13 protein-coding genes are annotated in these 13145 nt (G+C 68.4%); 7 read left to right on the forward strand and 6 right to left on the reverse strand.

Annotated elements, in window-relative coordinates:
- Positions 1-6: 6 nt before the first annotated feature.
- On the forward strand, positions 7-1071 hold the full coding sequence (locus ACZ5QD_RS15750; RefSeq protein ID WP_375003190.1) for a winged helix DNA-binding domain-containing protein: 1065 nt from the start codon (positions 7-9) through the stop codon (positions 1069-1071).
- 28 nt (positions 1072-1099) lie between these two features.
- Here the strand turns inward: ACZ5QD_RS15750 and ACZ5QD_RS15755 are convergent, their stop codons facing one another.
- Positions 1100-1834 (reverse strand): VOC family protein, encoded by a 735-nt coding sequence (locus ACZ5QD_RS15755; RefSeq protein WP_464366926.1) that lies wholly within the window; start codon positions 1832-1834, stop codon positions 1100-1102.
- Positions 1835-2276: 442 nt separating this feature from the next.
- On the opposite strand from ACZ5QD_RS15755, the gene ACZ5QD_RS15760 reads away from it, so the two are divergent.
- The 4 genes from ACZ5QD_RS15760 to ACZ5QD_RS15775 are packed head-to-tail and all read left to right on the forward strand — an operon-like array spanning position 2277 to position 5398.
- A complete protein-coding gene (locus tag ACZ5QD_RS15760) occupies positions 2277-2627 on the forward strand; it encodes a rhodanese-like domain-containing protein (protein ID WP_006898082.1) in 351 nt (116 codons plus the stop codon).
- Positions 2627-3589: a DUF4328 domain-containing protein gene (locus ACZ5QD_RS15765; protein WP_464366927.1), complete on the forward strand. Its 963-nt coding sequence runs from the start codon at positions 2627-2629 to the stop codon at positions 3587-3589. Before ACZ5QD_RS15760 ends, ACZ5QD_RS15765 begins: the two co-directional genes overlap by 1 nt.
- The gene (locus ACZ5QD_RS15770) at positions 3586-4374 is read left to right on the forward strand and encodes a glycerophosphodiester phosphodiesterase family protein (RefSeq protein ID WP_085950764.1); all 789 of its coding nucleotides are present in this window, start codon (positions 3586-3588) and stop codon (positions 4372-4374) included. Before ACZ5QD_RS15765 ends, ACZ5QD_RS15770 begins: the two co-directional genes overlap by 4 nt.
- Positions 4375-4432: 58 nt before the next feature.
- Entirely contained in the window at positions 4433-5398 is a 966-nt protein-coding gene (locus tag ACZ5QD_RS15775) for a DUF5926 family protein (protein ID WP_412475470.1), read from the forward strand.
- Between the two features lie 24 nt (positions 5399-5422).
- Here ACZ5QD_RS15775 and ACZ5QD_RS15780 read toward each other — a convergent pair whose 3' ends face one another.
- The 3 genes from ACZ5QD_RS15780 to ACZ5QD_RS15790 all read right to left on the reverse strand — a co-directional run bounded on the left by ACZ5QD_RS15780 (position 5423) and on the right by ACZ5QD_RS15790 (position 7860).
- A complete protein-coding gene (locus ACZ5QD_RS15780; RefSeq protein ID WP_006898078.1) occupies positions 5423-5968 on the reverse strand; it encodes a ferritin in 546 nt (181 codons plus the stop codon).
- An 80-nt stretch (positions 5969-6048) separates the two neighbouring features.
- Positions 6049-7434 (reverse strand): LCP family protein, encoded by a 1386-nt coding sequence (locus ACZ5QD_RS15785; protein WP_346077531.1) that lies wholly within the window; start codon positions 7432-7434, stop codon positions 6049-6051.
- 114 nt (positions 7435-7548) lie between these two features.
- On the reverse strand, positions 7549-7860 hold the full coding sequence (locus tag ACZ5QD_RS15790; RefSeq protein ID WP_006897154.1) for a GlsB/YeaQ/YmgE family stress response membrane protein: 312 nt from the start codon (positions 7858-7860) through the stop codon (positions 7549-7551).
- A 233-nt stretch (positions 7861-8093) separates the two neighbouring features.
- Here ACZ5QD_RS15790 and ACZ5QD_RS15795 point away from each other — a divergent pair, with 233 nt between their 5' ends.
- On the forward strand, positions 8094-10424 hold the full coding sequence (locus ACZ5QD_RS15795; protein ID WP_006897153.1) for a molybdopterin oxidoreductase family protein: 2331 nt from the start codon (positions 8094-8096) through the stop codon (positions 10422-10424).
- Positions 10421-10900: a hypothetical protein gene (locus ACZ5QD_RS15800; protein WP_006897152.1), complete on the forward strand. Its 480-nt coding sequence runs from the start codon at positions 10421-10423 to the stop codon at positions 10898-10900. Before ACZ5QD_RS15795 ends, ACZ5QD_RS15800 begins: the two co-directional genes overlap by 4 nt.
- Here ACZ5QD_RS15800 and ACZ5QD_RS15805 read toward each other — a convergent pair.
- Positions 10863-11747, reverse strand: a complete 885-nt coding sequence (locus ACZ5QD_RS15805) for a Rieske (2Fe-2S) protein (RefSeq protein ID WP_006897151.1) — start codon at positions 11745-11747, stop codon at positions 10863-10865. The two genes, ACZ5QD_RS15800 and ACZ5QD_RS15805, sit on opposite strands and share 38 nt — an antisense overlap.
- A 105-nt stretch (positions 11748-11852) precedes the next feature.
- Positions 11853-13106, reverse strand: a complete 1254-nt coding sequence (gene serS, locus ACZ5QD_RS15810) for a serine--tRNA ligase (protein WP_006897150.1) — start codon at positions 13104-13106, stop codon at positions 11853-11855.
- Between the last annotated feature and the right edge of the window lie 39 nt (positions 13107-13145).

The following is a 13145-nucleotide window of genomic DNA, read 5'->3' on the forward strand; positions in this document are numbered from 1 at the left end:
GCGGCCGTGACCGGAGCGATCAGTCTGCGCCAATGGAACCGCACGCTGCTCGAGCGGCAACACCTGATCGAGCGGGTGGACGAGGACGCCGTGGAGGTCGTCGACCGGTGCGTCGGCCTGCAGTCGCAGGATCCGCAGGCCGCGTTCTATGCGCTCGCCTCCCGGATCGAGGACTTCGATCCAGCCGAATTGGACAGTTTGATCCAGGATCGATCGATGGTCCGGATGGCGCTTCAGCGGGGCACGGTCTTCCTGATGGACGCCCTCGACGCGCGGTGGATCAGGGCGCTGCTGAGCCCGACGCTGATCAGCGGGGCTCGCCATCACGTCCGACGACTCAACGGTCCGGCCCCGGACGAGGTGGCGGCCGTGGGCGCGCGGATCATCGGCGGTGGACCCGAGCCCGTGACGGCGGCCCGGCTGCGTACGGCGCTCTCGGAGACCTGGCCGGCCGAACCCGTCGACGCGATGGCCGCGGTGGTCCGGGCGTGGATGCCGCTGGTCCAGACGCCCCCGCGGGGACTGTGGCGACGGTCGGGCGGCCCGGCCTTCCGCCTGCTGGACGACTGGATCGGACCGGGGGAGCCGGCCGTCGCCGGTGATGAGGCGATTCGCGACCTGATCCGCCTCTACCTGAGGGGTTTCGGGCCGTCGACGGTCGCGGCGGTGCAGACCTGGTCCGGTCTGCGCGGACTGCGCCCGGTACTGGAGCAGATGACGGACGACTGGGAGTTGGTGCGTCTCACCGGACCCGACGGACGGACGCTGTACGACCTGGACGGGCTGGCGCTCGCTGATCCGGAAACCGCGGTGCCGATTCGGCTCGTCGCGCCCTTCGACACCGTGATCTTCACCGCCGCCGACCGCGCCCGAGTCGCCGACCCGGACGTCTACGCGCGGACCGTGACACCCAACGGGCAGTCGCCGGGATTCATCCTGGCGGACGGGCGACTGGCCGGGACCTGGCGGCGGACGGCGGCCGGCGTCGAGCTCACCGAGCTCGTGGACCTGCGGCCGGCGCAGCGCCGTGAGTGTGAACGTGAGGCCCGCAGACTCGCCGAATTGGGCTGACGGACGCGTGGGGCAGTCGGGGGTGGTCTCACACACCGGTCCGCGGATTGCGCGCAGTGATGCAGTAGAGCCGGCCGCACGGGTCGGCCATCTGCACACAGTCGGCGGAGCGTGCGACGACCGTCGCGCCCCAGCCCTCGTGCCGCTCCACTTCGTCCGGCACGTTGGTGGCGGCGATCGCGGTGTGCGCGCTGGCGACGCTCTCGTCGGTCCGCATGATGACGACCTGCAGCGAGAGTCGGGGACTGTTGTTGAGAGCGACCGCATCGACGCCCTCGGTGGGGCCGGCGTCTTTGCCGGTGAGTCCGGCCCAGAACTGCACCTCGGTACCGAAGTCGGCGGACGGCACCTGGAATCGGAGCTGATCGATGATGCTGATGCCTCCTCCGGGCCACCGGATGGGCCGGGCCCGGACTGATTCGTTCCGCCACGGGATGAGGCAGAACACGCCGCCGGCGGGCGAGCGCATCGTCACGACACCGTCGGCGACGGACTCGACCGTCGCGCCCCTCGACTCGGCCTCGAGCATCGCCTGCGACGGATCGTCCACGTGGAGATCCAGATGCATCCCGCCCGGACCGCCGTCGACCCGCTGAACACGCAGATAAGGGTCGCCGTGGAACGGTTCGAGCGTCGCGAACTCCTTGAACTCGCCGCGCGGCGGGGACACCGTACTGCCGGAGATCGCGCGCCAGAAGGTCACCTCCGCGCCGAATTCGGAGGCCGGGAAGTCGAAGAAAGCGGTGAGCCAGCGCACGTGCACAACCTCGGAGTGTAGTGTGCCGCGATCAGCGCCCGAGCAAGTCGCAAGTAGAACTTGAGGGTTTGTTCGACTGGGTTATCCCCACGTTGTCCACAGTGCACTTGGGGAAGAATCGCTTGGCCGTCAGGCGACAATCCAGGGGAAATGCGATGAAGATTCAGGGAATTGTCAGCCGGAATGAGACGTGCGACACAGAAAGTCTTGCTTCACCTCCCCTTATCCACAAATCCACAGGGCTGTCCACAGGACTGGCGGAGGTTGTGGGTATGTGTGGATCGACAGTGCGACACGCCGCTGTGGATAAAAATATGCAACCTTGCATATGGGTGAGCGCGTTGCGCCGCTGGGCGGTTGTGGTAGCGCCGAAGGCTCCGCGATGCGGTCATCCGCGGCGGCTCCGCATCGAGTTCGGGGCACTTGTGGAAGCATGGGAACGGTGAGCATGGACGAGATCGAGACGGTGGCGGTCACCGACCTCCCCGACGACTTCAGCGATGTCACCGACAAGGTCCTTCTCGACGTTCGAGAGAACTACGAGTGGGAGGAAGCCCACGTGCGCGGGGCGCTGCACATCCCGCTCGACGACGTGCCCGCGCGGATCGACGAGATCGACCTCGACTCCGAACTCCTGGTGATATGCCGGACCAGTGGGCGATCGTTCCGCCTGCTCCAGTACCTGGCGATGCGCGGTATCGACGGAACCTGCGTGGAGGGCGGCATGGTGGCGTGGCAGGCGGCGGACAAGCCCGTCGACACCGGAACCGAAGGGATGTATGGGAGCGGCGACGCCTGATGCTCGACGTCTGCCCCAGCTGCCGCATCCAGGCGCCGCATCGCGAGGGACGTGAACTGTGCCCGCGCTGCGGCCGTCGGCTCATGGTGCTCGACGCACAGGGCCGCGTGGTTCAGCGGCCGCAGTCCGGTGCCGCGCGAGGGGCTTCGGCACCGCGCACGAGTGTCGCGCGGGCCGGTCTGCGCTGGGTCGCCGACCGTCCGGCCGAGGCGCGTCCGGCTCCGGTCACGGTCCGCGCGCACGAATGGACACCGACCCCGTCGTACCGGTACATACCGCGCTGGGGTCTGTCGGATCGCGGGCCGATCTCGCCGGGGGAGAACCCGGAGCCCGCGGACCCCGGCGACGCGCTGCTGCGCGCGCTGCGGATGGCGACCTCCATGCTCGGCGCGGCGGCGGTGGTGCATCTGATCCGGTACGTCATCGCGGCCGTCAACCGCTCGACGCCGATTCCGATGTGGCTGGATCTGCTCTCGGGCGTCGCGGTGCTCGTCTTCGGAGTCTTCGCCTTCGTCGCAATGCTGGTGGCACTCGTGGCCTTCGTGCGCTGGCTGCTTCCGGCGCGGGCCGCAGCGTATCGGGCCGCCGACCGCCGGGACCCGCGGCCGGCCCGCGTGGTGCTGGCGCTGGCGGCGGTGCCGCTGGCCAATGTCGTCGGAATCCCCCTGCTGCTCAGCGAGGCCGCGCTGTGCGGCGACGCTCCGGCTCCGGCGATCGGACGCATCAAGCGTCTGGGGACCGCGTGGGCGATCGTCAATCTCGTCGCGCTGATCGCGGTCTGCTATCGAATCGGCTCATGGTTCAGCGACTCGGTCCAGGTGAGCGCCAATGCGCTCGCGCTGGTCACGTTCTCGCTCGCGGTCTCCGCGGTCTTCGCCCACTGGGTGGGTCCGCGGCTGGTGACGGTCCTCACCGGTCCGGTCGGTTCCAGCGCATCCGGACGACGACTGGTGGCGGCATGATGTCGGCGGGTATCTCGCGCTCGGGCAAGCCCGCGGTGGTCGCGCATCGCGGCGCCTCCGGCGAGCTGGCCGAGCACACGTTGGCCGCTTACGAGCTGGCGCTGTCGCAGGGCGCCGACGGCCTCGAATGCGACGTCCGGCTGACCGCCGACGGCGAACTGGTCTGCATCCACGACCGCACCATCGACCGGACGTCCGACGCGAGTGGTGTGGTGAGCGAGATGAGCCTGGCGCAACTGCGTGAATACGACTTCGGCTCGTGGCACCGAAGCGGCCGGGCGGCGTCGGTGCTCACCCTGCGCGAATTGCTCACCCTCACCCTGGACTGGCATCGGCCGGTGCGGTTGTTCATCGAGACCAAGCATCCGGTCCGCTTCGGCAGCATGGTGGAACTCAAACTCCTCGAAGTCCTCCACGAGTTCGGCGTCGCTGCGCCGCCGTCTGCCGACCACAGCCGTGCCGTCGTGATCTCGTTCTCCCCGGCGGGTGTGTGGCGGGTGCGGCGCACCGCACCGATACTCCCGACGATCCTCCTCGGCGACAGCATCCGCATCATCGGCGGGACGGCGGCCACGGCTGTCGGCGCCACCGGTGTCGGACCGTCCATCGAGACCCTGCGGCTGCACCCCGACCTCGTCGATCGGGCCGCCGCAGCAGGCCGCGTCACTTACGCGTGGACGTGCGACGACCAGGCCGACGTGCAGCTGTGCGCCGACCTCGGCGTGCGCTGGCTGGCGACCAATTACCCGGCCCGAGTCCGGGACTGGCTCGTCACGGTGGAGTGAGACGTCAGCGATCGGGTGCCCTCGTGCGCCGCGTCCCGGCGGATGAGAGGCTGGTCGCATGGGAAAGAAGAGTAAGCGCGGCAGCGGCCCGCGTCCGGGGAGCAATCGAGCCGAGCGGATCGCCGCCCGCAAGGCACGGCAGGAAGCCGCACTGGCGGCGCCGGCGCGCCCGTTCGAAGGACTCAAGGCGGAATGCGATCTGGTGGCGTTGCGCGCCTTCATCGCTTCCGCCACTGCCCGGGTGCCGTTCGCCGCAGAGTTCGACGCGGCGCACGAAGCCGACTTCGCGACCATTCTGCCCGGTGCGGTGCCGGCCCAGGTCCGGCAGCGCGACGCAGCGGTCTTCGGCGAGCGCGGAGCGGCGGAGGGGGACGAGGGCGGGAAGGTCACCGGAGGCCTCGTGGCCCTGCAGACCAACCCCGAGCCGGCCGACCTCGCCGGCTCGCTGTCCGCGGCTCTGACCTGGGCGAGTGCAGCCGCCGCCGGCGACACCTACCCGGGCGGCGTGCTCGATCGTCCGCTCACCGAGATCATCGACCCGGAGGCCGAACTCCAGGTGGTCGTGCATGAGGACTTCGGTTGGTGGTTCGCCGACGACTCCGACGTTCCGGCGGAGCTCTCGATGATGCTCGAGCGCGCCAACGCGACAATCCTTCCGACCGCCCGGCTGCACCCGTCGAGCGGGGTCGGTGCACCGTGGTGGGTCGACGCAGGCGATCGTGCACATCTGAGGTGGGTGCGTCCGGAGGAGGAGACCGCGTTGATGAACGCACTCGCCCGCGTGCACGCGGCCGGCGGGCTGACCTTGGGCGAGGGTTCGCGCTTCGCGGGTTCGTTCCGCACCCACGGTCTGGTGGTTCCGGTCTTCGACCTCGATCCCGAGGCGCACCACGAGGAATGGCACTCGGGAGTCGAGGAGTTCGACGCCCGGCTGACCGAGGCGCTGGCGGAGACCTCCGACCTCACCGCCGCCGAGCGAAGCTCCCGGGCGGGCATCATCGGGCGTCAGGTCACGCTGCGGTAGCCGCCGGAGCCGTCCCGCCGGCCGTCAGAGGTTTCCGCCCGCGGCCGGCGGTTCGGCGGCGTCGGGTGCGGGGCCGCCGTTGTTGACCTCGCGTTCCACGAAGTTCTCGAGATCGAAGATGTTGCCGTTGGCGCGGTCGGCGATGGTCTGGAGCGTGGTGATCGTCGCGACCTCCTCCACCTGCTCCTTGAGGAACCACTGCATGAACTGCTCGCCGAGGTAGTCGCCGCTGTCGCGGGCGGTCTTCGCCAGATCGACGATCTGCTGGGTGACGATCTTCTCCTGCTTCAGCGCGAGTTCGATCGGGCCGCGGTAGTCGTCGAACTCGGTGATCGGGGCGTCGGCGGCGGGGATCTTGACATCGATGTCGCGGTCCAGGAAGTACTGGACGATCATCATCGCGTGATTGCGCTCTTCCACGGACTGGGCGTAGAAATGCTTCGCCAGCTGCGGCATGTCGTGGCTGTCGTAGTACACCGCGAGCGCGATGTACTGCTGAGATGCGGAGAACTCGTTGCTGATCTGGTCGTGCAGCAGCTGATGGAACGGCGTGCGCGGCGTTTCGGTCATGGGACGAGTCTAATGGCCCGGCTCCGCACCCGGCTGGTGGCGACGGGCGGCGCCCGACTCCGATTCGGTGGCGGCGGCCACTACGACACGGCGCCGGTTCCTCCGCTCAGCAGATCGGCTGGAACCGCCCGGCCGCGCGCGATGTAGTCGAAGAAACTCTTCGTCGTCTCGCCCGGTATCAGCGAGTCGCCGTCGTCGGTGAACTCGTCGCCGTCGGCCGGCGCCGTCGTGGTGATCGGATCACCGCTGATCTTGTACGCGAGCCAGGCCAGGTTCCAGATGTGGTCGCCGCTGTCGACGGTGACCGCGTCGACCGCCCCGCTGACGAACGGGAACAGCCGGAACGGGTTGAGCAGCACCCCTGGGCTCGTGGCCTTCGACATCAGTGCCGCGAGGAACTTGCGCTGGTTCACCACTCGCTCCAGGTCGGCGTTGGGGAAGGCGCGGGTGCGCACCAGTCCGAGTGCCTGAGCGCCGTCGAGTCTCTGGCATCCCGCGGGCAGGTTCAGCCCGGCCTTGGGGTCGTGCAGGGGCTGATCGAGGCACATCTGAACCCCGCCGACGGAATCGACGAGGTTGTCGAAGCCGCCGAACCCGATCTCGGCGTAGTGGTCGATGCGGACGCCGGTGAACTCTTCGACGGTCTGGACCAGTAGTTGCGGCCCGCCGTTGTTGAAGGCGGCGTTGATCTTGTGGCTGCCCATTCCGGGGATCGGGACGTACAGGTCGCGGGGGATGCTGATGAGCATCGGCTTACCCGAGGTCGGCAGGTGCGCCATCATGATGGTGTCGGTGCGCGCTCCGTCGGCGTCACCGGTCGCCAGGTTCTTCTTCTGTTCCTCGGTGAGTCCCTGACGGGAGTCGGTTCCGACGATCAGCCAGTTGGTTCCGGGAGTATCGCCGATCCGTCCGGGATAGCCGGACAGGGCGTTGACCCGATGCAGCTTGCCGTCGTAATAGAACAGCAGCCCGACTGGAATCACGACGAGCAGGAGCACGATCACGAGCAGGATCCGGCCCAGCCGGAACCGCCTGCGCTTGCGCGGTTTGGGAGAGGTCGCGGCGCGGCCGCGGCGCCGGGGCGGAGTCGGCGGCGGTGTGGACCGCCTCTCGTCGGAGCGACGGCGAGGCGGTGCGTCACCTGCGGCCGGTGCGGGAGACGGAGGGCGCCGCCGCCCCGCCGGGACCGGCTGGGGCTCCTGGCGCGGGGCGTAGCCGACCGCGCCGGGAGCGGCCGGGCGGGGACCGGCGGGCGGCGCCTGCCGGTTCGGGGGCAGCGGGTTCTGGGGCGGCGGCGCGGGCGAACGTCGCCGCGAACGGGGGTCGGGTTCCTGCGACCACGCGAGTGGCGGCCGGTAGCCCGGCTCCCCGGGCGGCGGACCGGAGACCCTGCGGGTCGGCGCCTCCGGTCGAGGGCCTCCGCTCGGTCGCCGCTGGTACGGCGGCTCGGGTCGCTGGGAGTTCATCTGAACTACGCTACCGGTCTCGCCACCGTCGGTGCGGCCGCCGAGCGGCGCGGCACCTCGGGCGAGGTCGCCGGTCAGACCGTCGCCGCAGCCGTCGTCTCAGCGACGAGACTGTCAGGCTCGTCGTGAAAGGGCCTTGAGGACGACGAGGAGCAACACCGCACCGGCGAGCGCGGTGAGGAATGTGAACCACATCCCGGCGCTGGCGGTGTCGAGGAAGAAGCTCAGCACGAATCCGCCGATCAGAGCACCGACCACGCCCACGACGATGTTGGCGAACAGGCCCATCTGTGCGTCCACGCCGGTGATCTTGCTTGCGAGCCATCCCGCCACGCCGCCGATGATGATGTAGCCGATCCAGCCCACAGAGGTGAACATGGACGAGCGCGCCAGAACCTCGTCGGCGAGCAGTAGGTGGTCGGTCATGCCGGCTCCTTGAGTGAGATCTCGGTCTTTGCAGGTCGGTGGAGAACTTCACGGGGAATGCCCGCGGACCCCGGAGACGAAACATCCGTCGGCATCGGCTGTGCGCGCTCGTACGCCCACGTACGACCGCGAGAGCCTTCTCCTCGGGGAGTCGCGTCGAGATTCGCCGAGGTTTCAGAGCGGTTCGGTCGGGTACCCGCTGGGCAGCGACAGCGTTGTCAAGCAGGGGAGTGATGGCCGTGACCGACATCTGGGGGCCGCGCACCCCGTACAAGAGGGCCCAGATGTGGCCGCGACGGGTCGATACCGAGCTGGCGGCCGGCACGACGTCAGACGACGTGGACTGTTGGGTACCGACCGCGTCGGTTCTTCACTCGAATGGCGACGGCCTCGAGATCGCCGTCCGGAGAGGTCGGATCGTCGGAATCCGAGGCCGTGCCGACGACCGGATCAACCGCGGAAGGCTCGACGTCAAAGACCGCTACGGCTGGAAGGCCAACGCCTCCCCGGACCGGCTCAGCACGCCGATGGTGCGCAAGGACGGTGAACTCGTCCCCACCGACTGGGACACCGCGATGAGCCGGATCGCCGAACACGCCGAGGACCTGCTGAACTCCAGCGGCCCGAGTTCGATCGGGTTCTACACATCCGGCCAGCTGTTCCTCGAGGAGTACTACGCGCTGAGCGTGATCGCCCGCGCCGGGATCGGTACGAACCACCTCGACGGCAACACTCGCCTGTGCACCGCTACCGCCGGTGAAGCACTGAAGGAATCGTTCGGCAGTGACGGCCAACCCGGTACGTTGGCAGATGTCGACCATGCGGACGTCATCGCGCTTTTCGGGCACAACGTCGCGGAGACCCAGTCCGTCACCTGGATGCGGATACTCGACCGTCTCGCGGCTCCGGATCCGCCGAAGCTCCTCTGCGTCGACCCGCGGACAACCGCGGTCGCGCGACGGGCGAGCGTCCATCTGGCGCCGCTGCCCGGAACGAACCTCGCACTGATGAACGGTCTGTTGCGCGAACTCGTCGTCAACGGGTGGATCGACGACGAGTTCATCCGGGAACACACCGTCGGATTCGAGGACCTGTCCGACCTCGTCTCGCAGTACCCGCCGGAGCGAGTATCAGACATCTGCGGAGTCGGGGCCGACGACATCCGGCATGGGGCGAGGCTGATAGGCGAAGCCCAGAGACTGTTGTCGACGGTCCTGCAGGGGTTCTACCAGTCGCATCAAGCCACGGCGTCGGCGGTACAGGTCAACAACATCCACCTGCTCAGAGGAATGCTGGGACGTCCGGGCTGCGGCGTACTGCAGATGAACGGGCAGCCGACCGCACAGAACACCCGTGAGTGCGGCGCCGACGGCGACCTGGCCGGTTTTCGGAACTGGGCCAACCCCGCACACGTGAGAGAGCTCGCCTCGGTCTGGAACGTCGATGCGGCGACGATCCCGCATTTCGCGCCGCCGACCCACGCGATGCAGATCTTCCGGTACGCCGAGCAGGAATCGCTGAAGATGCTCTGGGTCTCCGCGACCAATCCCGCTGTCTCGATGCCGGAGCTGCGCCGGGTACGGTCGATCCTCTCGAAGGAGAGTCTGTTCCTGGTGGTGCAGGACATCTTCCTCACCGAGACCGGCATGCTCGCCGACGTGGTGCTGCCCGCGGCGGCGTGGGGCGAGAAGGTCGGTACCTTCACCAACGCGGACCGCACCGTGCACCTGTCGGAGAAGGCGGTGGACCCACCCGGAGGGGCCCGTGCGGATCTGGACATCTTTCTGGACTTCTCGCGACGGATGGACTTCCGTGACCGAGACGGCCGCCCGCTGACGCCGTGGTCGAACGCGGAGGCCGTGTTCGAAGCGTGGAAGCGGTGCAGCGCCGGCAGACTCTGCGATTACAGCGGCATGAGCTATGCGGGGCTGCGTGAGCAGGGCAGCGTGCAGTGGCCGTGCACGGACACCGCGCCCGGCGGCACGGCACGCCTCTATGCGGACGGTCGTTTCTGGACCGCGGCCGACGAGTGCGAGACGTACGGCAAGGACCTGATCACCGGATCTCCCGTCGACGCCACCCGGTACCGGGCGAACGATCCGAAAGGACGCGCGCTGATCAAGTCCGCAGACTATGAGACGCCGCACGAACCACCGTCGGCGCAATACCCTTTCGCCCTGATCACGGGGCGGACCGTCTACCACTTCCACACCCGAACCAAGACCGCCCGGGCACCGGAACTCAACGGTGCGGCCCCGGAGGTGTGGGTCGAGCTGTCAGCGGCAGATGCGGCCACCCACGGCATTCGCGACGGCGATCCGGTCGAGATCCGAAGTCCCCGCAGCACGGTGCGCGCCGCCGCACGGATCGCGGACATTCGACCGGGGGTGCTGTTTCTGCCCTTCCATTACGGCTATTGGGACGTGGAATCACCGGCAGCTCACGACCGGGCCGCCAACGAGCTGACGCTCACGGACTGGGATCCGGCGTCCAAGCAACCGATATTCAAAACCGCGGCCGCCGCCATCGCATTGCTCTCCAGGGAGAGCGAGGGGACGCGATGAAGAACCTGGGCCTCCTCCTTCGTGAACTCGAGCGCTCCGAACGACTTCTCGCCCTGGAGCTGGAATCGATCGCACGAGACCACCCGACCGACCCTGAGATCCACTATCTCGCTGCGGATCTCGCGGCCTGGTCGCGCAATCACGCCGGTGCCGTCAGATCGCTGGCCGTCGCTCGCGGCGTCGAGTCGGAGGCGACGTTCGACACTCAGGCCGCCGTCGGCCCGTCGAGTGTGTTCGAGACTCCGGCCCGAGAGCTCCCCGCGTCGCTTCTGCCGGTCGCCGAATTGTGCGGCGTCTGTCAACGGATCGCAGGGCTGACGATGCAGTGGGAGATCCTCGGCCAAGGCGCCGCCGCTACCAACGATTCCGAGTGCTCCGCGCTCGTCGATCAGTGTCTGTCACAAGCTGAGCGCCAGTTCGAATGGGCCAGGAATCTGGTCAGAACCCTCTCGCCGCAGGCACTGTCCGCCGGCTGACGCAGATCTCACCGCTGTCGATTCTCACCTGCCAGCGCGGCTCCGGCACCGCGGCCGGCCCTCGCTCGATGCCGCCGTCCGCGAGACGGAATGTACTGCCGTGCAGCGGACACACGAGGCACGGGCCGGAATCTTCATCGATCACCATCCCGTCGTCGAGCCGGCCCCCGGCGTGGATGCACGTGGCCGAGAGCGCATGGACGCGGCCGTCGACGAGCACGAGAACGACGGGCACCGCCGCGGCCTCGACACGCAGGGGTTTGCGTTCTTCGAGCTCGTGCAGCGCCGCCACTCGCGTCCACTCGGTGACCGCTGGTTCGAATGCGGTTCGGTTGACGCCGACGCCGCGGGCGAACGAGAGATGGCCGCCGAGGTACCCCGCCCCCGCCGTGAGGGCGAGACCTATCGTGCTCAGCGCCACCCCCGCCTTCGATCGCCCGCGCATCCGGGCCACCCATGAGCAGGCGTGCACACCCGTGGCCGCCAGGTTCATCACGCCGTGGACGAGGCCTATCCGCCGGTCGCCGCCGTACGAATCCGACCAATCGGAGGCTCCGGCCGCAGCGGCGGGCGCAGCGCTGAGCACACCGAGCGCGACCAGCCGCCTCGCGCCGTCCGCGTGACGAGTGCCGCCGAAGTAGTCGAGCGCGGACGCCATCGTCCAGGCGCCGATCGGCAGATCGGTCAGCACCGGATGCAGTTGATGGCCGAGTGCGCTGCCCGACAGTGCGTTCTTCACCGCATCGCGCCGAGTCACGCGGTGTACCGCACCGGCGAGCGGCGCTGCGGCCCGATCGGCCTCCTCGAACTCGCTGATGCGATCGATCAGTCTCTGTGGCACGTCCATCGACCCGAGGTCCTCTCTGGCGGTTTCATCCGTGCCGTCGGATACCCGGCGACGGCACGGATGAAACGGTTTCGAGGGCGCGGACGACGACGTCCGGAATGCCGACTACACCGGTCGGATGTGTTCCACCCCGACGAACCGCGCGAGTTCCTCGGGAAGGCGAACCGAACCGTCCGGCTGCTGGTGGTTCTCGAGGATGGCGACCAGCCACCGGGTGGTCGCGAGGGTGCCGTTGAGGGTCGCCGCGATCTGAGGCTTGCCGTTCTCGTCCCGGTAGCGGACAGAGAGTCGTCGTGCCTGGAAGGTGGTGCAGTTGGACGTGGAGGTGAGTTCGCGGTACGTGCCCTGCGTCGGAACCCATGCCTCGCAGTCGAACTTGCGGGCGGCCGAGCTGCCCAGGTCCCCGCCTGCCACGTCGATGACTCGGTACGGCACGTCGATCGCCGCGAGCATGTCCTTCTCCCAGCCCAGAATCCGCTGGTGCTCGGCCTCGGCGTCCTCCGGCTTGCAGTAGATGAAGCCCTCCACCTTGTCGAACTGGTGCACGCGGATGATGCCGCGGGTGTCCTTGCCGTACGACCCCGCCTCGCGGCGGAAGCAGGTGGACCAGCCCGCGTAACGCTTCGGTCCGCCGGAGAGGTCGAGGATCTCGTCCTTGTGGTACCCGGCGAGAGGCACCTCCGACGTGCCGACGAGGTACAGGTCGTCCTCGTCGAGGTGGTAGATCTCGTCGCTGTGCGCGCCCAGGAAGCCGGTGCCGCCCATGATCTCCGGTTTCACCAGGACCGGCGGGATCATCAGCGTGAAACCGTTGGCGGTCGCCTTCGCCGCGGCCATGTTGAGCAGACCGAGCTGCAGCATCGCGCCCAGACCGGTGAGGAAGTAGAACCGCGAACCCGACACCTTGACACCGCGGGCCATGTCGATGAGGCCGAGGCTCTCTCCGAGTTCGAGATGGTCCTTCGGGTCGTCGATGGCGCGCGGTTCACCGACGTGTTCGAGGACGAGGTAATCGTCCTCGCCACCGGCCGGGGCATCGGTGATGATGTTCGAGATGGCGCGGTGCGCGGCCTGCGACGCGGAGTCGGCGTCGTTCTGCTTCGCGACGGCGGCCTTCACCTGCTCGGCCAGTTCCTTGCCCTTGGCGAGCAGAGCGGTCTTCTCGTCTCCGGATGCCTTGCCGACGAGTTTGCCGAGCGACTTCTGCTCCGCGCGCAGGGCGTCGGCTTCGGCGATCGCCGAGCGCCGTGCCGCGTCCGCCTCCAGGAGCTGGTCGACGAGTCCGGGATCCTCGCCGCGGGCACGCTGGGAGGCACGTACAAGGTCGGGGTTCTCACGCACGATCTTCAGGTCGATCACACGTTGAACCCTACTCGGAACACGAGGCGAGCAACGACC

The organism is Gordonia sp. J1A (assembly GCF_055393515.1).